This is a genomic window from Phyllobacterium sp. 0TCS1.6A (genome assembly GCF_026420825.1).
Classification (GTDB): Bacteria; Pseudomonadota; Alphaproteobacteria; order Rhizobiales; family Rhizobiaceae; genus Phyllobacterium.
On record NZ_JAPMAB010000007.1, the window covers coordinates 244,472 to 263,577 of the forward strand.

General features: G+C 62.2%; 20 protein-coding genes and 2 tRNA genes. 12 read left to right on the forward strand and 10 right to left on the reverse strand.

Annotated elements, in window-relative coordinates; all coding sequences use genetic code 11:
• Positions 1 to 11: 11 nt before the first annotated feature.
• Entirely contained in the window at positions 12 to 1,211 is a 1,200-nt protein-coding gene (locus OSJ75_RS16450; RefSeq protein WP_323748434.1) for a glycosyltransferase family 2 protein, read from the reverse strand.
• Between the two features lie 36 nt (positions 1,212 to 1,247).
• Between OSJ75_RS16450 and OSJ75_RS16455 the strand changes: the two genes are divergently transcribed.
• Positions 1,248 to 2,000 (forward strand): membrane-anchored protein, encoded by a 753-nt coding sequence (locus OSJ75_RS16455; RefSeq protein WP_267228775.1) that lies wholly within the window; start codon positions 1,248 to 1,250, stop codon positions 1,998 to 2,000.
• A gap of 81 nt (positions 2,001 to 2,081) precedes the next feature.
• Here the strand turns inward: OSJ75_RS16455 and OSJ75_RS16460 are convergent.
• Positions 2,082 to 2,157: transfer RNA gene (locus OSJ75_RS16460), tRNA-Val, on the reverse strand.
• A gap of 187 nt (positions 2,158 to 2,344) precedes the next feature.
• Between OSJ75_RS16460 and OSJ75_RS16465 the strand changes: the two genes are divergently transcribed.
• Positions 2,345 to 2,421: transfer RNA gene (locus tag OSJ75_RS16465), tRNA-Asp, on the forward strand.
• Positions 2,422 to 2,668: 247 nt separating this feature from the next.
• On the opposite strand, the gene OSJ75_RS16470 is transcribed toward OSJ75_RS16465, so the two are convergent.
• On the reverse strand, positions 2,669 to 2,881 hold the full coding sequence (locus OSJ75_RS16470) for a hypothetical protein (RefSeq protein WP_250018035.1): 213 nt from the start codon (positions 2,879 to 2,881) through the stop codon (positions 2,669 to 2,671).
• A gap of 209 nt (positions 2,882 to 3,090) precedes the next feature.
• Between OSJ75_RS16470 and OSJ75_RS16475 the strand changes: the two genes are divergently transcribed.
• The 4 genes from OSJ75_RS16475 (at position 3,091) to recJ (ending at position 8,661) form a co-directional block, all read left to right on the forward strand.
• Positions 3,091 to 4,308 (forward strand): LL-diaminopimelate aminotransferase, encoded by a 1,218-nt coding sequence (locus OSJ75_RS16475; protein ID WP_250018034.1) that lies wholly within the window; start codon positions 3,091 to 3,093, stop codon positions 4,306 to 4,308.
• Positions 4,309 to 4,369: 61 nt separating this feature from the next.
• Complete coding sequence (locus OSJ75_RS16480; RefSeq protein WP_250018032.1) at positions 4,370 to 5,686, forward strand: homoserine dehydrogenase; 1,317 nt, start codon at positions 4,370 to 4,372, stop codon at positions 5,684 to 5,686.
• Positions 5,687 to 5,838: 152 nt separating this feature from the next.
• Entirely contained in the window at positions 5,839 to 6,828 is a 990-nt protein-coding gene (glpX, locus tag OSJ75_RS16485) for a class II fructose-bisphosphatase (RefSeq protein ID WP_250018030.1), read from the forward strand.
• Between the two features lie 42 nt (positions 6,829 to 6,870).
• Positions 6,871 to 8,661 carry a single-stranded-DNA-specific exonuclease RecJ gene (recJ, locus tag OSJ75_RS16490; RefSeq protein ID WP_267228776.1) on the forward strand — a complete coding sequence of 597 codons (1,791 nt, stop codon included), beginning with the start codon at positions 6,871 to 6,873 and terminating at the stop codon, positions 8,659 to 8,661.
• A 9-nt stretch (positions 8,662 to 8,670) separates the two neighbouring features.
• Here the strand turns inward: recJ and OSJ75_RS16495 are convergent, their stop codons facing one another.
• Positions 8,671 to 9,315 carry an NAD(P)-dependent oxidoreductase gene (locus OSJ75_RS16495; protein ID WP_250018313.1) on the reverse strand — a complete coding sequence of 215 codons (645 nt, stop codon included), beginning with the start codon at positions 9,313 to 9,315 and terminating at the stop codon, positions 8,671 to 8,673.
• A 147-nt stretch (positions 9,316 to 9,462) separates the two neighbouring features.
• Between OSJ75_RS16495 and OSJ75_RS16500 the strand changes: the two genes are divergently transcribed.
• Both OSJ75_RS16500 and OSJ75_RS16505 read left to right on the forward strand, forming a co-directional pair.
• Positions 9,463 to 9,885, forward strand: a complete 423-nt coding sequence (locus OSJ75_RS16500; protein WP_250018028.1) for a winged helix-turn-helix transcriptional regulator — start codon at positions 9,463 to 9,465, stop codon at positions 9,883 to 9,885.
• Between the two features lie 83 nt (positions 9,886 to 9,968).
• Positions 9,969 to 10,157 (forward strand): DUF3008 family protein, encoded by a 189-nt coding sequence (locus OSJ75_RS16505; protein WP_250018026.1) that lies wholly within the window; start codon positions 9,969 to 9,971, stop codon positions 10,155 to 10,157.
• A 30-nt stretch (positions 10,158 to 10,187) separates the two neighbouring features.
• Here the strand turns inward: OSJ75_RS16505 and OSJ75_RS16510 are convergent, their stop codons facing one another.
• Positions 10,188 to 11,138, reverse strand: a complete 951-nt coding sequence (locus OSJ75_RS16510) for an extensin family protein (protein WP_267228777.1) — start codon at positions 11,136 to 11,138, stop codon at positions 10,188 to 10,190.
• Positions 11,139 to 11,439: 301 nt separating this feature from the next.
• On the opposite strand from OSJ75_RS16510, the gene rpsD reads away from it, so the two are divergent.
• The 3 genes from rpsD (at position 11,440) to ttcA (ending at position 14,053) form a co-directional block, all read left to right on the forward strand.
• On the forward strand, positions 11,440 to 12,057 hold the full coding sequence (gene rpsD / locus OSJ75_RS16515) for a 30S ribosomal protein S4 (protein ID WP_250018022.1): 618 nt from the start codon (positions 11,440 to 11,442) through the stop codon (positions 12,055 to 12,057).
• Positions 12,058 to 12,159: 102 nt separating this feature from the next.
• Positions 12,160 to 13,089 carry a glutaminase gene (locus OSJ75_RS16520; protein ID WP_250018312.1) on the forward strand — a complete coding sequence of 310 codons (930 nt, stop codon included), beginning with the start codon at positions 12,160 to 12,162 and terminating at the stop codon, positions 13,087 to 13,089.
• Positions 13,090 to 13,177: 88 nt separating this feature from the next.
• On the forward strand, positions 13,178 to 14,053 hold the full coding sequence (gene ttcA / locus OSJ75_RS16525) for a tRNA 2-thiocytidine(32) synthetase TtcA (RefSeq protein ID WP_267228778.1): 876 nt from the start codon (positions 13,178 to 13,180) through the stop codon (positions 14,051 to 14,053).
• Here ttcA and OSJ75_RS16530 read toward each other — a convergent pair whose 3' ends face one another.
• The 5 genes from OSJ75_RS16530 to OSJ75_RS16550 form a co-directional block, all read right to left on the reverse strand.
• The gene (locus OSJ75_RS16530) at positions 14,054 to 15,259 is read right to left on the reverse strand and encodes a multidrug effflux MFS transporter (protein WP_267228792.1); all 1,206 of its coding nucleotides are present in this window, start codon (positions 15,257 to 15,259) and stop codon (positions 14,054 to 14,056) included.
• 144 nt (positions 15,260 to 15,403) lie between these two features.
• Entirely contained in the window at positions 15,404 to 15,736 is a 333-nt protein-coding gene (gene grxD, locus OSJ75_RS16535) for a Grx4 family monothiol glutaredoxin (RefSeq protein ID WP_250018006.1), read from the reverse strand.
• Positions 15,737 to 15,880: 144 nt separating this feature from the next.
• Entirely contained in the window at positions 15,881 to 16,114 is a 234-nt protein-coding gene (locus OSJ75_RS16540) for a BolA/IbaG family iron-sulfur metabolism protein (RefSeq protein WP_250018004.1), read from the reverse strand.
• A gap of 11 nt (positions 16,115 to 16,125) precedes the next feature.
• A complete protein-coding gene (gene purL / locus OSJ75_RS16545) occupies positions 16,126 to 18,357 on the reverse strand; it encodes a phosphoribosylformylglycinamidine synthase subunit PurL (protein ID WP_267228779.1) in 2,232 nt (743 codons plus the stop codon).
• 159 nt (positions 18,358 to 18,516) lie between these two features.
• Positions 18,517 to 18,774, reverse strand: coding sequence for a YjhX family toxin (locus OSJ75_RS16550; RefSeq protein ID WP_267228780.1), 258 nt, complete (start codon positions 18,772 to 18,774; stop codon positions 18,517 to 18,519).
• A gap of 150 nt (positions 18,775 to 18,924) precedes the next feature.
• Here OSJ75_RS16550 and OSJ75_RS16555 point away from each other — a divergent pair.
• Positions 18,925 to 19,106, forward strand: a 182-nt coding sequence (locus OSJ75_RS16555; protein WP_267228781.1) for a hypothetical protein, incomplete at its 3' end; no start/stop codon positions are given.

Sequence of the window (19,106 nt, forward strand, 5' to 3'; positions counted from 1 at the left end):
GAGTTCGATGGCTAGAAAAGCGTCTTGAAGAATCCCAGCTGTTCCAGTTGCCGGGAGTTCTCATAATGGACAGAGATGTCCGACTTGAGATTGACAAGCTTGCCCTCATCCAGGGCCTTCAACATGCTCTTATAGGAACGCGAGCCCTTGTAATACTGATTATCTCTTATGGCTTCCTTGATCAGACTTTCGGTCTCGTTGAAGAACTTGAAATGCAGGAGCGAACCGACGATCGGGGAAAAGTTTCGCGTGAATGGCCACGGCTTGTGTATGCTCACGCTGAACGTCGTGTCGTGTTCGACATAGACCAGCGGATATTTCATCAGTTCGTCATGGATCGCAGGACGCCCCAGAACCCGGTCGCGCGGGCCGCCCGACATGATCATGCCGGAGCTGGTTCGAAACAGGCGATAGCCGCTCCGGTCGAACATGTTGGCGATGGTCCATGGCATCGAATTGTTGCTACCGTCGAAGACGGCAGAGCTGATGGAATCCTCCGGGTAGAAGTCTATCATCGGTGCCGGGCAATGGAGAATCCCGGCTGCTTCGAGGCGTTGGATAAACTCGGGAAGCTTCTTCGTCTCGCAGCCGCCATAAACCAGGTATTCGTCGCAATCGACGTTCAGATACCAGCGCTGCGTCCCGTACAGGCCAACGAGAGCCTCGCGCCACATCAGGCCGCCTTTCGCCTCGCGATAGCGGACATCGGATCCGAAAAGATCGACATCGGGCTCGTTCAGCAGCTTCTCGCGGGTGCCGTCAGTGGATTGATCGTCGACGCAGAGGAAACGCGTGACACCAAGACCACGGTAATGGGTCAAAAAGGACTCCAGGAAGCGCAGGCTGTTCCGTGTCAGGAATATCAAGGGTATATCGGAAGCAGCGAGCGGTTTGATCCCGTCGGGATTGAGTGGTATCAGGCGCGTTCCGCTTGGCTTCTTCCGGGTTCTCAAGGTTCGCCACCGGCTGAGAAGCTTGTGAGTCACTGTCCGTGAAGCTGGCTCCAGACGCTGTCTTTCGTTCGCTGGATAGGGAAACGCGATTTCTGATTTTGATGACACCAGCCGGATATTTCTCTTCAAGTGTTTTTCTCGTGGATGCTTAGTGGTCGCTGCGTGGATAGACGTGGTGAATAGACGGGCAAGAGCGCGTAGACTTGCCATACGTACGCGCTGAGTGCAACTTGGGCGGGCAGGTTTAACAGGAGGCATTGTGAATAGATTGCACAGGCAGCTGGAGATGGGTGAATGAGCGAAACGCTGGCGGAGGCGACGAAGCTTCTATTCAGGAAGTTGAAATACCTGCTTCGTCAGTCCAGGCCGCCCACGGCGCCGACCCGCTTCGAAGGTCCTGTTCTGGTGGTGGGTTCAGCGCCGGTGTCGCACTTGCCGGCGGATTTCGACGACAGGTTTCGTGTCATAACGATCAATGGGTCGCAGGCCGTCACCAAAGCATGGGGCATCGACGTGCCCGATATCACGCTGATGCAACGCCGGCAGCTCGACGGCACCAATACGAATGCCCAGCATGTCCGACGTGTACTCAAGGGCGAGCGCACGGGCGTGCTTTATGTGCTTCTATGGCGCGAGGGACGAAAGCGTCTCGAGCAGCAGCTGGAAACATTCGACTACCGATATGCGGATCTGCGGATCGTCAATCGATACGAGCGCATCGCCCTCATTGAAACGGTGAGCGGTATCAAGATGTTCGAGCTGGACGCTTATTCGAAATGTTCGAATGGAGTGATTGCCGTCCTGTTCGCTCTTTATAATGGGGCGTCAGCGGTCATCATAACCGGCATCAATCCGAATTCCGCCGGCCATATCTATAATGACGCGAACCTTTCCCGCTCCCATGTGCAAACCGACAGCGAAGTGCTGCTCAGGCTGCTGGAGAAGGGGTTCCCGGTCTATACGACCGACCCGGAAGTATCCAAATCGCTCGGAATGCCGCTCTGGGACGGGAAAGCCGAGGCAAGGAAAGCCGTCGGGATCTCATGACGAAACATGCGGGTTGAGCCGCAATCGACGCGGCCAGCCTGCAGTCAGTCGATTTCAATGGGATCGAATGGTGGGATCGAATGGTGGGCGATGAGAGACTCGAACTCCCGACATCTTCGGTGTAAACGAAGCGCTCTACCAACTGAGCTAATCGCCCCCTCAAGGGTGTGTGGGCAGCGTTTAGTGGTTTCAGGCCGGCTTGGCAAGGGAAAATATCGCCGCTTGAACATTTGTTGGATTAGTTTTTCACAATCGCATTTTTCCTTGCTGCTTCCGCTTGACACCACCCCGCGAACCCCTTAAACGACCGCTCACGCCGGACAAATTGTTCGGTACGAAAGTGCGCGGGTGTAGCTCAGTTGGTTAGAGTGCCGGCCTGTCACGCCGGAGGTCGCGGGTTCGAGCCCCGTCACTCGCGCCACTTTTCCTCTTCAAAAATCGATACTCGACTGTTCCCCGCCCGGGGAACTGCGACCTTTGTCCGGCCGGCCTGAACGCCGTTCCGGCTACCGGCGCAAATGGATTTGAGATCAGTACAGCGCTGCGGTTTCAGCGCCTGCGCCGGGCCAATGGGGCAGGGGCGTGGTCTTCCCAAGTTGCTGGAATCATGAGTGGAATCGCCGTCCATCAAGGGGCGTGGCAAGTTTGCCGCGGTGCGTTCCGGCGGCCTAGACCTTGCGCAGGATCTGGCCGTCCTTCATCTCGAAGACGCCGTTCTGCCCGCCCTGGCGGTTGAAATCGCGCTCCAGTTCACTCCATCGCCCGATCAGGCCGCCACATTCGCTGCAGTGGATCGGCGTCTCGTCGGTGACGCTGTCCGGAATGTCGAGATAGATCGTTCCGCACCGTGGGCAATTCAGCTTGTGATTGAGGTGTTTCATCTTCGGTCCCTTTGACCGTAATCTACTCCGCAACGGGGGTTAAAATCCATAGGGTTTCTGCGTCCCGGCCGGCGTTCGGGATGCGCTGCGCCCCGCTGCCGGCCGGGCCGCCGATCTCCGTGGCCCGTGGATGCAATGATTGCTCGACCAGTGCGGGGATTCGGTGTATAGCGCACGCGCATTGAACTCTTTTTACCGGACCCCGAAATATGGAAGAATTTCATAAAGTTCGCCGCCTGCCTCCCTATGTTTTCGAACAGGTCAATCGCCTGAAGGCGAGCGCCCGAGCGGCGGGTGCGGACATTGTGGATCTCGGCATGGGCAATCCGGACCTGCCGACGCCGCAGGGCATCGTCGATAAATTATGCGAAGCGGTGCAGGATCCGCGTACGCATCGCTATTCGGCGTCAAAGGGCATTCCCGGCCTGCGCCGCGCTCAGGCGGCCTATTACGAGCGCCGCTTCGGCGTGAAGCTCAATCCCGATACGCAGGTGGTGGCGACCCTCGGTTCCAAGGAAGGCTTCGCCAACATGGCCCAGGCCATCACCGCGCCGGGCGATGTGGTGCTGTGCCCCGATCCGACCTATCCGATCCATGCCTTCGGCTTCATCATGTCCGGCGGCGTCATCCGCTCGGTCCAGTCAGCGCCGGACGACAAGTTCATTCCGGCGCTGGAGCGGGGCGTGCGGCATTCGATCCCGAAGCCGCTGGCGCTGATCCTCAACTACCCGTCCAATCCGACGGCGCATGTCGCCTCGCTGGATTTCTACAAGGATGTCGTCGCCTTCGCGCGCAAGCACGAGATCATCATCCTTTCCGATCTCGCCTATTCGGAGATCTATTTCGACGGTTCGCCGCCGCCATCGGTGCTCCAGGTGCCGGGCGCGATCGATGTCGCGGTGGAATTCACCTCGATGTCGAAGACCTTCTCCATGCCCGGCTGGCGCATGGGTTTTGCCGTCGGCAATGAACGGCTGATCTCGGCGCTGACGAGGGTCAAGTCCTATCTCGATTACGGCGCCTTCACACCCATCCAGGTTGCGGCTGCCGCTGCCCTCAATGGCGACGGTACGGACATCGCCGAAGTGCGCTCGGTCTACAAGCACCGGCGCGACGTGCTGGTGGAGAGCTTTGGCCGCGCCGGCTGGGATGTCCCGGCTCCCGCCGCCACGATGTTTGCCTGGGCGCCCATTCCGGAGAAGTTCCGCAGCCTCGGTTCGCTGGAGTTTTCCAAGCTCCTCATCGAACATGCCGACGTGGCGGTTGCGCCCGGCATCGGCTTTGGCGAGCATGGCGACGATTACATCCGCATCGCCCTCGTCGAAAACGAGCACCGGATCCGCCAGGCGGCGCGCGGCATCAAGCGCTTTCTTGCAAGTGCGGACGAAAAGCTGCACAACGTCATCCCGCTGAACCTGCGCCGCTGACGCAGGGTTGGATGATATCGCGGCGCTGTCCGGCGCCGCTCGAAATTTCAAGGAATGAATGATGAGTGAAGTGCTGCGCGTAGGAATCGCCGGATTGGGTACAGTCGGTGCCTCCGTCGTCAAGATCCTTCAGGACAAGGGCGAGATGCTGACCCGGCAGTGCGGCAGGCAGATCGTGGTGACCGGCGTTTCCGCCCGCGATGCGAAGCGCGACAGGGGCGTGGACCTGAGTTCGGCGCAATGGTTCGACGATCCGGTCGAACTGGCGCGCTGCAACGATATCGACGTTTTCATCGAGCTGATCGGCGGCGACGAGGGCGTGGCCCGCGGCGCGGTCGAGGCGGCGTTGCGCTCGGGGCGCCATGTCGTCACCGCCAACAAGGCTCTCCTCGCCAAGCATGGCGTCGCGCTGGCGCGCATCGCCGAGGAGAAGGGCGTGCTCCTGAATTTCGAGGCGGCTGTCGCCGGCGGCATCCCGGTGATCAAGGCCCTGCGCGAATCCCTGACCGGCAATCGGGTCTCGCGCGTCTACGGCATCATGAACGGCACCTGCAATTACATACTCACGCGCATGTGGGACGAGGGCATTTCCTTCGAGGATTGCCTGGCGGATGCGCAGCGCCTCGGCTATGCCGAAGCCGATCCGACCTTCGATATCGAGGGCAATGACACCGCGCACAAGCTGGCGATCCTGACCAGCCTCGCCTTTGGGACCCAGATTGCCGCCGACGATATCTATCTCGAGGGCATCAGCAATATTTCCCTCGCCGACATTCGCGCGGCCGACGAACTCGGCTACAGGATCAAGCTTCTCGGCGTCGCGCTGAAGACGGAAAGCGGCATCGAACAGCGCGTGCATCCGACGATGGTGCCGGTTGAATCGGTGATCGCGCAGGTTCACGGCGTGACCAACGCCGTCGCCATCGAAACCGACCTTCTGGGCGAATTGCTGCTTTCGGGACCCGGCGCGGGCGGGCTGGCAACGGCATCCGCGGTGATCGGCGATCTTGCGGATATCGCCAAGAGCCGGCCCGGCTTCCAGCATGGCCCGGTTTTCGGTACGCCGGCCCGGGCGCTTGCGCCCTACAAGCGCGCCAAGATGCGGGCGCATGAGGGCGGCTATTTCATCCGCCTGACCGTGCACGACCGGGCGGGCGTCTTTGCGGCAATCGCCAAGCGCATGGCGGACAATGATATTTCGCTGGAATCGATCGTGCAGCGGCAGGGCGTCGATCCCGCGAGCGACGCGCTGAAAACCGTCATCCTGGTGACGCACGAGACCACCGAAGCAGCCGTGAAGAAGGCGCTCGAAGGCATCGTGAAAGACGGTCATGTGGCCGACAAACCGCAGATGATCCGCATCGAACGGGCAGGCTGAAAAGCCCGTCGGCGGTTTAATCGATTAGGATTTTGAGCAAGCGGTTTTTCTTGGCCGCTGGCCCTTGCCGCGCGGATGCGACTTTGCCAAAAGTTGCTTACCGGAGCCGGGGCCTTTGAATTTCCGGCTCTCCAACGAACGCAGGAATCATTATGCCGAAAACTTCTGACCAGACCGATGCAGGCCTAGATCGTATCTTGACCCTTGAGCTGGTGCGTGTGACCGAACGCGCCGCCGTGGCCGCCGCAAGGTTGCGTGGCCGGGGCGACGAGATGGCCGCCGACCAGGCTGCAGTGGATGCGATGCGCCAGGAGTTGAACCGCCTGCCGATAGCCGGGACGGTGGTCATCGGCGAAGGCGAGCGCGACGAAGCTCCCATGCTCTATATCGGCGAGGAAGTCGGCACGAGGAGCGGCCCGGCGGTGGATATCGCGCTCGACCCGCTCGAAGGCACGACCATCTGCGCCAAGAACCTGCCGAATTCGCTGGCGGTCATCGCCATCGCCGAGAAGGGCAATCTGCTCTATGCGCCGGACGTCTACATGGAAAAGATCGCCGTCGGACCCGGTTATCCGGCCGGCATCGTCAATCTCGATGCGCCCGCAATCGAGAACATCAATGCCGTTGCCAAGGCAAAGGGCGTGCCGGTGAGCGAGATCACCGCCTGCATCATGGACCGGCCGCGCCATGCGCGCCTGATCGAGGAAGTACGCGCCACCGGCGCTTCGATCCGGCTGATCGGCGATGGCGACGTCGCCGGCGTCATCCACACCACCGACCCGGACGAGACCGGCATCGACATCTATATCGGCATCGGCGGTGCGCCTGAGGGCGTGCTGGCGGCGGCGGCATTGCGCTGCATCGGCGGCCAGATGCAGGGGCGCCTGCAGCTCAACAGCGACGACAAGGTCGCCCGTGCCGCCAAGATGGGCATCACCGACCCGAAGAAGGTCTATACGATGGAAGAGATGGCAAAGGGCGACGTGCTCTTCGCCGCCACCGGCGTGACCGATGGCAACATGCTCTCCGGCGTCAAGTTCGCGCGGGATTATATCCAGACCCATACGGTCGTCATGCGCTCGCATTCGCAGACCGTGCGCGAGATCAAGGCGAAACATCAGGATATGAGCAAGTTCCAGTAAGGGAATCATTGCATTCCGCGCCAGCGGATGGTTCAACGCTGCATGATGTCTGAACGGCTTTTTCTCGGCGTTGAACAGTCCGCCACCGGACTGAAATGGGTGGATCGCCTCGGCCAGCGCGAGGCGAACCTTGCCCTTGCCATGGCGCAGAACCATGGCTTTCCCGATCTGATCACCCGCGTCCTCGCGGGCAGGGGCGTCGGCATCGATGATGCCGTTGCCTTCATGGACCCGACGATCAAGGGCCTGATGCCGGATCCGGCCAGCCTCACCGACATGGCCGAGGCGGCCGAGCGGCTGGCCGAGGCAGTGGCGCGGCGCGAGAGCGTGGCGATCTTCGGCGATTATGACGTCGATGGCGCCTGTTCCTCGGCGCTGTTGTCGCGTTTCCTGACGCATTACGGCGTCGCCAACCGCATCTATATTCCCGACCGGATATTCGAAGGCTACGGGCCGAACCCCGCGGCCATGCGCGAACTCGCCAGCCATGCGTCGCTGATCGTCACGGTGGATTGCGGCACCAACAGCGCGGCCGCCATCGATGAGGCGAAGGCGGCGGGCGCGGATGTGGTCGTCCTCGACCACCATCAGGTCGGCGGGGCCTTGCCCGCTTCGGCGCTGGCGGTGGTCAATCCCAACCGGGAGGACGATCTTTCCGGCCAGGGCCATCTTTGCGCCGCCGGAGTGGTCTTCCTCGCGCTCGTGCAGACGCAGCGTCTATTGCGCGAAACCGGCGCTTCGCCGGCCGTGCTGGCGCCGGATCTGCTCGGCATGCTGGATCTGGTTGCCCTTGCGACGATCTGCGATGTCGTGCCCCTGAAGGCGCTCAACCGCGCCTTCGTGGTCAAGGGGCTGCTGGTGGCGCGGGCGCAGCAGAATGCCGGCATCGCCGCCCTGGCGCGCGTATCGAGGATCGGCGAGCCGCTCAATGCGTTCCACTTCGCCTATCTGATAGGACCGCGCATCAATGCCGGCGGACGTATCGGCGATGCCGGGCTCGGTGCGAGGCTGCTGACGCTCGACGATCCCAACGAGGCCATGCGCATCGCCGAGGAGCTCGACCGGCTCAACCAGGAACGGCAGGCGATGGAAACGATCATGCTGGAGCAGGCCGAAGCCGAGGCCATGCTGGAAATGTCGGCCGCCAGCGGCCCGGCCGTGCTCGTCACCGCGAGCGACGACTGGCATCCGGGCATTGTCGGCCTGATCGCGGCGCGGCTGAAGGAGAAGGCGCGCCGGCCGGCCTTCGCCATTTCCTTCAACGCCCATGGCGTCGGCAGCGGCTCCGGGCGCTCCATCAATGGCTTCGATCTCGGCAGGCTCGTGCGCGCCGCGGTGGAACGCGGCCTGCTGGTCAAGGGCGGCGGCCATGCGATGGCGGCGGGTATCACCGTCGAGCGCGACAAACTGGGCGCGCTGCGGGCCTTCTTCGAGGAGAATGCCGCCGAAATGGTCGGGCAACTGCGCAGCAACCAGTCGCTCGCCGTCGATGGCGCCTTGAGCGCTTCAGGGGCGACCGTCGCCCTGTTCGAGATGATGGAACGCGCCGGGCCGTTCGGCTCCGGCCATCCGCAGCCGGTCCTCGTCCTGCCGCATCACCGGCTGCAGGATGCGCGCTCCATCGGCACCAACCACGTCAAGGCGACGCTGGTCGGGGCCGACGGCAAGAAGCTCAGCGCCATCGCCTTTCGGGCCGGCGGCGCTGCCCTTGGCGATTTTCTCTTCAACCAGCTCGGGCAATCCCTGCACGTCGCCGGCAATCTTTCGCTCAACCACTGGAATGGCTCGACCACGGCGCAGTTCCGCATACTCGACGCCGCCAAGGCCTATTGAGGCCCATCATCAATAGGCGGCGGTGAAGCGTGCCTGCACGTGGCGCGGCGTCTCTGCCTCGTCGAGGATGGCGACTGCGAGATCGGCAGCGCTGATTGCGCTCTTGCCATCGGCGTCGAAGACCGGATGTTCGCCGCCGAGCCGGTATTTGCCGGTGCGGGCGCCGGGTTCGAGCTGGAACGGCGGCGATACGAACGTCCAGTCGAGGTCCGTCACCTTGCGCAGATCGTCCAGCGCCTGCCGCGCGCCGAGGGCGCCTTCCTTGTAGGCGGCGGGGAAGTGGGCGCCATCGACGAACTGGGTTCCGTCCTCGGCGTAGAGGCTGCCGGCGCCGCCGATGACGATCAGGCGCTTCAATCCCGCCTGCCGCGTCGCGTCGGTGATCGCCTGGCTCGCCTTGATGTGAATCTGCCGGATATCCGGTTCGTTCCAGCCGGGATTATAGGCGGAAATCACGATGTCATGGCCCTCCAGCGCCGCGGCCAGCCCGGCGGCGTTCTGGGCGTCGGCCTTCACCGCCGTCACGCCATCGCGCTTTTCCACCTTGTCGACATTCCTGACGAGGGCGGTGACTTGATGGCCGCGATTGACGGCCTCGTTCAACAATTCCTTGCCGACAAAGCCGGTAGCACCGATCAGAGCGATTTTCATGATGTCTCCTTGTGGGAAAATTATGTATGTTGGTTACGATTGATAACTATCTAAGCCAGCGCAGCGGCCTTGTGAAGAACGCACTTTTTCCGTTTCAGGGTACATCGAGGTAACCGCAGCCGCCCGGGAACCATCGATAATGGAGGACATATGAGCATACATGCGAAGGCCGAGACAGGCGTTTCCCTGCTGGCGTCGATGCCGGCGATGGAGAAGGAGGGCGGCAGCTGCCCCATGCGCGAGGTGCTCGACATTGTCGGCGACACCTGGAGCCTGCTGACGATCATCAACCTGCAATCCGGGCCGCGCCGCTTCAACGTGCTGCGCCGCATGATCGAGGGCATCTCGCAGCGCATGCTGACGGTGACGCTGCGCTCGCTCGAGCGCGAAGGTCTGGTGCGGCGCACGGTGAAACCGACTTCGCCGCCGGAAGTGACCTATAGCCTGACCGAGATGGGGCATTCGATCGCGACGCCGGTCGCGGCGCTCGGCGAATGGGCGGCAACCAATCGCGATGGATTGCGGCAGGCCCGCGCCGCCTTCGATGCAGCCCGCGACGTCAATGGCGGCTGAGCCGGCGCTTCGGGAACTCCTGCGCATCTGCCGCGTTGCTCTCCCCGAGTAACGTTTCAAGAATGACGAAAAGGAGAAATGCAATGCCGGCAAAATCGCAAGCACAGCAGAAGGCCGCGGGCGCGGCGCTTTCGGCCAAGCGCGGCGACACGAAGAAGAGTGAACTGCGCGGCGCCTCGAAGAGCATGTATGAATCGATGAGCGAGAAGGAACTCGAGGAATTCGCCGAGACCGACAGGAAGGACCTGCCCAAGAAGAAGAGCAGTCACTGAACGATTGCCGGCAGTCGTCACTGGCAGTCGTCACTGGCAGATTCGCGACTTGCAGGCCTGGCCGTGGCAGCCGAGGTCGAGATGCAGATTGGTCGCATGGGCCGCATCGCCGTCGGGGCCGATCACCGTCATGAAGCGCTCGCAGCTCGCCTTGTGCAGCGCCGACCAGAATGACCGCTCCTCCGGGCTTCCCTTCCAGCCGCTGGCAAGTTCGGTGCTCTTGCCGTTCTTGAACTTGAACGAAACAATGTCGAGCGCATTGGCGAAGGCGTGTTCCGACACGCGGCCGACATGGCCATTATTGACCTTGCGGCACTGGTAATCGGAACCCGTCACCACCGATTCGATCTCGGCGCCGAAGTTGCGCACGGCCTCGGCCTGGATGGTGGGCGCCCACTCGGCGAGTACCGTCGCCATCGAGCAGTTCACGGTGACGGGGGCCGAGAAGATCAGGGGCTTGTCCTTGCCGACCGACTTTACCCGCAATGGCGAGCGTTCGCCGCACGCGCCTTCCGCCAGAGGCGGCACCAGTTCGCCATCGACATCGCCGCGCATGATGGCCGGGCAGGCATTCTGGTAGACCCGGTCAGGCGAGGTGGCCTTGTCCTCCTGTTTCGCCTTCTCGTCGGGCTCGGATTCGGGCTTGGGTTCCGGCCCGGATTCTGGCCCGGACGCTGGCTTTGGCTTGCCGTCCGGCACCGCCACCGGTCCCTGCTGCGGGCGCGGGGCCGGCAGCGGCGCGGCGGCACCTTCCTCCCCGGCGCTTTCCGGTTCCTTTGGCTGCGGCGTGGCCGGTTCGGCCTGCCGCCGTGGGTTCTCGGCCGGCAGCGGCGGGTTTGCCGGCACGAAATTGCGGCTCGCCGCATGCTTGCGGTGTGGCCGGGCTTCGGCACCGTTGGAGCCCGGTTGCGGGACAAGCGCCACGAGCAGGGCGAGGGAAGCAGCCAGCACGGACTTGCGCTGGACGGAGAATAGGGTCATTAGCGGCTCTACTCCTATCTGAAAGGCATAACCTAACGCATTCGCGCGCGTTCGGGTCCGGTTATCGGGTTCAACTTATGTGAGCCGATGAAACATGCGTTCCGCTTGACAATGCCGCCCTCCCGCTCTAGAAGCCGCACAGCGCAGGGCTTAACAGCTCTGCGTTTCATTTGACGTGTCCCGTGAGTGTGAACGCTGCGTTGCGTGATCACTCTGTCAGTCTTCGAAAACGGAAGGCAGAGGAGGGCGCGTTTCCTTGACCTGGGCCTTGCCCCGGTTTGTTTTGTTGAAAGGAAATGCGATGAGCAAGCGCGAATCGTCCAAGTATAAAATTGACCGCCGCCTTGGCGAAAATATCTGGGGCCGTCCGAAGTCCCCGGTAAACCGTCGTGAATATGGCCCCGGCCAGCACGGCCAGCGCCGCAAGAGCAAGCTTTCCGACTTTGGCGTGCAGCTGCGCGCGAAGCAGAAGCTGAAGGGTTTCTACGGCGATATTTCGGAAAAGCAGTTCCGCAAGACCTATGAAGAGGCTGCCCGCCGCCGTGGCGACACCGGCGAACAGCTGATCGGCTTGCTCGAGTCGCGTCTCGACGCGATCGTCTATCGCGCCAAGTTCGTTCCGACGATCTTCGCAGCGCGCCAGTTCGTCAACCACGGCCATGTCAACGTCAATGGCCGTCGCACCAACATTCAGTCCTACATCTGCAAGCCGGGTGATGTGATCGAAGTTCGCGAGAAGTCGAAGCAGCTCGTCGTCGTGCTCGAGGCCGTACAGCTGGCCGAGCGTGATGTTCCGGACTACCTCGAAGTCGACCACAACAAGATGGTTGCCAAATACGCCCGCGTTCCGGCCTTCTCCGATGTGCCCTATGCGGTCCAGATGGAACCGAACCTCGTCGTCGAATTCTATTCGCGCTGATAGGTTCATTTATCGAGAAAGCCGCCCGGAGCGATCTTGGGCGGCTTTTTTATTGCCGAAAACTTCATTGCCGGAACGTCTGATACGGCAAACTGGGGAAGAATGATGGAGCTGCAAGCGATAGTCGACAGTGTCTACCGCGACCTCGGCGAGAGGATCGGCGAGGGCAAGCTTGCCGATTACATTCCGGAGCTGGCGAATGTCGATCCGATGCAGTTCGGCATCGCGCTGTCGACGGTGGAGGGCGAGACCTGCCTTGCCGGCGATGCGCAGACGCCGTTTTCCATCCAGAGCGTGTCGAAGGTTTTCACGCTGACCCTCGCGCTGGGCAAGATCGGCGATGGCCTGTGGTCGCGGGTCGGGCGGGAGCCCTCCGGCAATGCCTTCAATTCCATCGTGCAACTGGAGCAGGAGCGTGGCAAGCCGCGCAATCCCTTCATCAATGCCGGCGCCATCGCCGTCGCCGATGTGGTTCTCGCCGGACACCAGCCGAAGGAGGCGATCGGCGAGATCGTCCAGTTCGTGCGCTACCTTGCCGATGATGACGACATCACCATCGACCACAATGTCGCGCGGTCGGAATCGCTGACCGGCTATCGCAATGCCGCGCTGGCGAATTTCATGCGCGGCTTCGGCAATCTGCAACATCCGGCCGAGCATGTGCTCGGCGTCTATTTCCACCATTGCGCCATTGCCATGTCGTGCCGGCAGCTCGCTTCCGCCGGACTGTACCTTGCCTGCGGCGGACGCAATCCGCTCTCCGGCGGCAGCGTCGTGTCGCCCGGCCGCGCCCGGCGCATCAATGCGCTGATGCTGATGTGCGGCCATTATGACGGATCGGGCGATTTCGCCTATCGCGTCGGCCTGCCGGGCAAGAGTGGCGTCGGCGGCGGCATTCTGGCCATCGCGCCCGGCAAGGCTTCCATCGCCGTATGGTCGCCGGGCCTCAACGAAAACGGCAATTCCCTGCTAGGCTCGGCCGCGCTGGAACTGCTGGCGCAGCGCACGGGCTGGTCGATTTTCGGGCAATAGCGATGGCGCGTGCCGGCTTGCCGATCCGAACAGAGTGCCGCTACTATCCTTGTCACCGGGCCGCGTGGCCGACTATCCGGAGGTGCAGATGACCGTTCACGAACAGGATTTCGCCGTCGACAATGCCGACGCCGCGGGCGCTTGCCACCCGATGTTCCTCAGCGCGCCGGGCAGCGTGGAGTTCAACAAGCTGCGCAAGCGGCTGCTGCGCAATACAAGGCAGGCGCTGGAGGATTTCGCCATGGTGAAGCCGGGCGAGCGCTGGCTGGTCGGCCTTTCCGGCGGCAAGGATTCCTACGGGCTTCTGGCGCTGCTGCTCGATCTGAAGTGGCGCGGCCTGCTGCCTGTCGAGCTGCTGGCCTGCAATCTCGATCAGGGCCAGCCCAATTTTCCCAAGCACGTCCTGCCCGACTATCTCAATGCCAATGGCATCGCCCACCGCATCGAATATCGTGACACCTATTCGATCGTCACCGACAAGGTGCCGGAAAACCAGACCTATTGCTCGCTCTGCTCGCGCTTGCGCCGCGGCCATCTCTACCGCGTGGCGCGCGAGGAGGGCTGTTCGGCGCTCGTCCTCGGCCATCACCGCGAGGACATATTAGAGACCTTCATGATGAACCTGTTCCATGGCGGCCGCCTGGCTGCCATGCCGCCGAAGCTCATCAATGACGAGGGCGACCTGATGCTGCTGCGTCCGCTGAGCTACTGCGCCGAGGACGATCTGGAGAAATTCGCGCAGGCGATGCGGTTTCCGATCATCCCCTGCGACCTCTGCGGCAGCCAGGATGGCCTGCAGCGCAACATGATGAAGGCGATGCTGGCCGATATCGAGAAGCGCATGCCCGGCCGCAAGGAGACCATGATCCGCGCCCTGGCGAATACGCGGCCGAGCCATCTGCTCGACCGCAAGATCTTCGATTTCGCCGCTCTCGGGGCCGCTGCTCCCGGGGCGGCCGAATGATCAGATCGGCTGGTTGTGCGGCTGGAACAGCCTGCCGCGCTCGGCGATGAGCACGAAGATCAGGCCGATCAGCGCCAGCAGGAAATAGCCCATCACCAGCGGCAGCGTCGTTCCGTCGAAGGCCTGTCCGATCATGGCGCCGATCGCCCCGCCGCCTGCCGTGCCCATGAAGCCCAGCACCGAGGAGGCGGTTCCGGCGACATGGCCGAGCGGCTCCATCGCCAGCGAATTGAAGTTGGAGCCGATCCAGCCGAACTGGAACATCGCCGCGGCGAAGAACAGCAGGAAGAGCGGGAACGGCATCGGCGCCGGGCCGAACAGCGTCAGCAACAGCCAGACGCCGGTGATCGCCAGGAATGCCAGCAGCGCGCCATGGGAAAGCCGGCGCATGCCGAAGCGTCCGACCAGCCGGGAATTCACGAATGACGAAAGCGCCATCATGATCGCGACCGCCGAGAAGGCGACCGGGAACCACACGCCGAGCCCGTAGATGCCGACATAGATCTGCTGCGCCGAATTGATGAAGCCGAACAGGCCGCCAAAGATGAAGGCGCTGGCAAGGGCGTAGCAAAGCGCCGGGCGATTGGTGAGGACGATGCGGAAGCCGCGCGCCACCGAGCCGAGCGTGAATGGGCGCACATCGGCGGGATCGAGCGTTTCCGGCAGGCGGATATAGACCCAGAGCAGCACGGCCGCCGCCAGCACCGCCATGAAGACGAAGATCAGGTGCCAGTTGCCGAAGAGCATCACCGCCTGTCCGGTGGCTGGTGCGATGACCGGAACGATCATGAACACCATCATGATCAGCGACATCACTTCCGCCATCATGCGGCCGCCATAGACGTCGCGCACGATCGAAATCGTGATAACCCGCGTCGCGGCGGAACCGACGCCCTGCAACAGCCGGAAGAACAGCAGCGTGGCGAAGCTCGGCACGAAGACGCAGGCAATGGCCGAGAAAATATAGATGATGAGCCCGGCAAACATCGGCTTGCGCCGTCCGAACCGGTCCGACAGGGGGCCATAGAACAGCTGCGAGACCGCAAATCCGAACAGGTAGGCGGAGATCACATACTGGCGGTGATTTTCGTTCGAGACGCCGAGGCTCGCGCCAATCTCCTGCAGGCCGGGCAACATGATGTCGATGGCAAGGGCATTGAGCGCCATCAGCATTGCCGCAATTGCAATGAATTCCACCTTGCCCATCCCCTGGAGCCTGGGGGCGTGCGATTGAACCGAGCTGTCCATTTTCTAACCTGTATTACAAACGACGAGAAAGGCGTCGGAGAACCGACGCCTTTTAGAATCTAATTCCGCCTTTCGGCGGAATTGGTTGAATTTATTGCGTAATCAGGCTGCCTTGGTGGCTATGCCCTTTTCGCTGAGGAGAGTTTGCAGTTCGCCTGCCTGGAACATTTCGCGGATGATGTCGCAGCCGCCGACAAATTCACCCTTCACATAGAGCTGAGGGATGGTCGGCCAACTCGAATAATCCTTGATGCCCTGGCGCAGGTCGTTCGAGGTCAGCACGTTGACGCCCTTGTAGTCGACGCCGATGTAATCGAGGATCTGCACCACCTGGCCGGAGAAGCCGCATTGTGGGAAACCCGGCGTGCCCTTCATGAACAGGACGACGTCGTTGCTCTTGACCTCATTATCGATGAATTCGTTGATACCGCTCATTTTCGACTTCCTTTCGCGGCCGCATGGGAGGAATCTGCAGCCAGAATACGTATTTCGAGGCGATTTGCCTATGGTTTAACCCAGAAAAACCACGATGGGCGGCCGAACGCAAGTCAAACTCTCGTGCGGCGCCCGGTTGCGGGGTCAGTCCGGGGCACTTGTCTGCAGCGCCAGCGCATGCAGGACGCCGCCCATATTGCCCTTCAGCGCATCATAGACCATCTGGTGCTGCTGCACGCGCGACTTGCCGCGAAAGCTCTCTGCGACGACCTCGGCAGCGTAATGATCACCATCCCCGGCAAGATCCCGGATCGTTATCTTCGCATCCGGGATGGCGTCCTGGATCATTTTCTCGATATCGCGCGCGTCCATTGCCATTTTCGTTCTCCTCAGGCGGCCTGGCTTCTTTTGGTTCCGGTACCAGCCATATAGTCAGGGAACCACGATTCGTGGGCATTTGTCAGGTCCGCTACGGATATGGTGAGCAGGCCGGCGATGTTCAATGAATCGCCGCCGGCGGTGCCGAGCTTGCGGAAGGGCAGGCCCGAGCCCTCGGCGTTGAGCGTCAGCAGGTTGGCGAGATCGGGCGCAACGGCGATGACATAGCGCGCCTGGTCCTCGCCGAACAGCAGCGCATGCGGCAAGCCTTCGCCGATCTCGACGTCGGCGCCCTTGCCCGCCGCCATGCACATCTCGGCCAGCGCGATCGCCAGCCCGCCATCGGAAATGTCGTGGCAGGCGGTGATCTGGTCGTTGCGGATGGCCGAACGGATGAAATCGCCATTGCGCTTCTCGATGGCGAGATCGACCGCCGGGGCAGGGCCGTCGGCGCGGCCATGAAGATCGCGCAGGTAGATCGACTGGCCAAGATGGCTGCCGTCGCCGCCGACGAGGATCAGCACGTCGCCATCGCTCATGCCGCCGATCCGGGCCGTCTTCGTCCAGTCGGGGATGAGGCCGACACCGGCAATGGTCGGCGTCGGCAGGATGGCCTGGCCATTGGTTTCATTATAGAGCGAGACATTGCCCGAGACGATCGGGAAGGCGAGCGCGCGGCAGGCATCGCCGATGCCGCCGATGGCCTTGACCAACTGCCCCATGATCTCCGGCCGTTCCGGATTGCCGAAATTGAGATTGTCGGTCGCGGCCAGCGGCTCGGCGCCGACGGCGGTGAGATTGCGCCAGCACTCCGCCACCGCCTGCTTGCCGCCTTCATAGGGATCGGCCTCGCAATAGCGCGGGGTAACGTCCGAGGAGAAGGCAAGCGCCTTGCTGGCATGGCCCTCGACGCGCACCACGCCGGCATCGCCGCCCGGAACCTGCAGCGAATTGCCCTGGATCAGCGTGTCATACTGCTCGTAGACCCAGCGGCGCGAGGAAAGATCGGGCGATCCGACCATCTGCAGCAGCGCGGCGCCATAATCCTCGACCTCCGGCACATTGGCCGCCGGCAGCGGCGCATGCTTGCCCGGCTCCATCCACGGACGGTCATATTCCGGCGCCTGGTCGCCGAGGTCCTTGATCGGCAGGTTGGCGACTTCCTCGCCCTGATGCAGGACGCGGAAGCGCAGATCGTCGGTGGTGTAGCCGACAATGGCGAAATCCAGCCCCCATTTCCTGAAGATCGCCTCGGCTTCCTGCTCTTTTTCCGGCCGCAGCACCATGAGCATGCGCTCCTGGCTTTCGGAGAGCATCATTTCATAGGCGCTCATCTGCTCCTCGCGCACGGGCACGCTGTCGAGGTTGAGCTCGATGCCGAGATTGCCCTTGGCGCCCATTTCCACCGCCGAACAGGTGAGGCCGGCCGCGCCCATGTCCTGGATCGCGATTACCGCGCCCGATGCCATCAGTTCGAGCGAGGCTTCGAGCAGGCACTTCTCGGTGAAAGGATCGCCGACCTGCACGGTCGGGCGCTTCTCGTCGATGGATTCGTCGAATTCCGCCGATGCCATGGTTGCGCCGCCGACGCCGTCGCGTCCGGTCTTGGCGCCGAGATAGACCACCGGCAGCCCGACGCCCTTGGCTTCGGAAAGGAAGATGGCATCCGTCTTGGCGAGGCCCGCGGCAAAGGCGTTGACGAGGATATTGCCATTGTAGCGCGCTTCGAAATTGACTTCGCCGCCCACGGTCGGAACGCCGAAGGAATTGCCGTAGCCGCCGACGCCCTCGACGACGCCCGACACCAGATGCCGCGTCTTCGCATGGTCCGGCTCGCCGAAACGCAGCGCATTCATGGCTGCGATCGGCCGTGCGCCCATGGTGAACACGTCGCGCAGGATGCCGCCGACGCCCGTCGCGGCGCCCTGGTAGGGCTCGATGAAGGAGGGGTGATTGTGGCTTTCCATCTTGAAGACGACGCAATCGCCATCGCCGATATCGACGACGCCGGCATTTTCGCCGGGACCCTGGATGACCTGCGGGCCGGTCGTCGGCAGCGTGCGCAGCCACTTCTTCGAGGATTTGTAGGAGCAGTGCTCGTTCCACATGGCCGAGAAGATGCCGAGTTCGGTGAAGCTCGGCTCGCGCCCGATCAGGTCGAGAATGCGCTGATATTCATCGGGCTTGAGCCCGTGCGCGGCAACGAGTTCGGGCGTGATCTGGATGGAATTCGAGAGCGTCATGAGGATTACCAGTTCGGTTGGGCGTTAAGCGGTTCTCTTAGAGCAAATCTTGCGGGGAATACACCTGAAAAGGCGGAAAAAATGTCGCCTTGCCGGAGATTCCCCCCGGGATTTGCTGCGGTCCGTGGACGCGGCGCCATCGCTGGCGCCGCGTTTGCCTTACCGGTTGTCCAACTCGGAGCGCACCAGTTGCAGCCCACGCCTTGTCACGTGGTAGGGGCCGCCGCCGGAAGAGGCGATGGCCCGCTTTTGCTTGAGCTTGCGAAACAGGCCTATGTCGCAGGCCATATATCTCGAGCCGTCGCGTGTGAGGCAGATGACCTCCCTGATCGTTTTGCGATCGTCCTTGTCGAGCAATATCTTCCCGCCCTGCGCGAGCAGGTGCAATATGCGCTGTTCGTCGCGCGAAATATCCATGTGTCTTGTCCTGAAAACGGGCAAACGCCCATGCGAAAACATCCGCTGCCGATAGGGACCGGCGCGGGGCTTCTGTTTTCACGCCCCAACTTGCAACGAAGCTGGGGCTTCAGCGGGACTGAGACTGCTTGAACATGAACACTCCATCGGGTGGATCGCCATCCTATAGAGCATGAAGCTGAAAATGTGAATATGCGATGGCTACCAGGCTGGGGGCTGCAATCCCTTTTCGAGATGCAGAATAAGCAAAATCCTCACCACGCCCGCGAAAATCGCGTCTGGTCATTGAAATGGGGGGAGACGGGCGGTCTTCAGCGCGTCAGTATGGTATC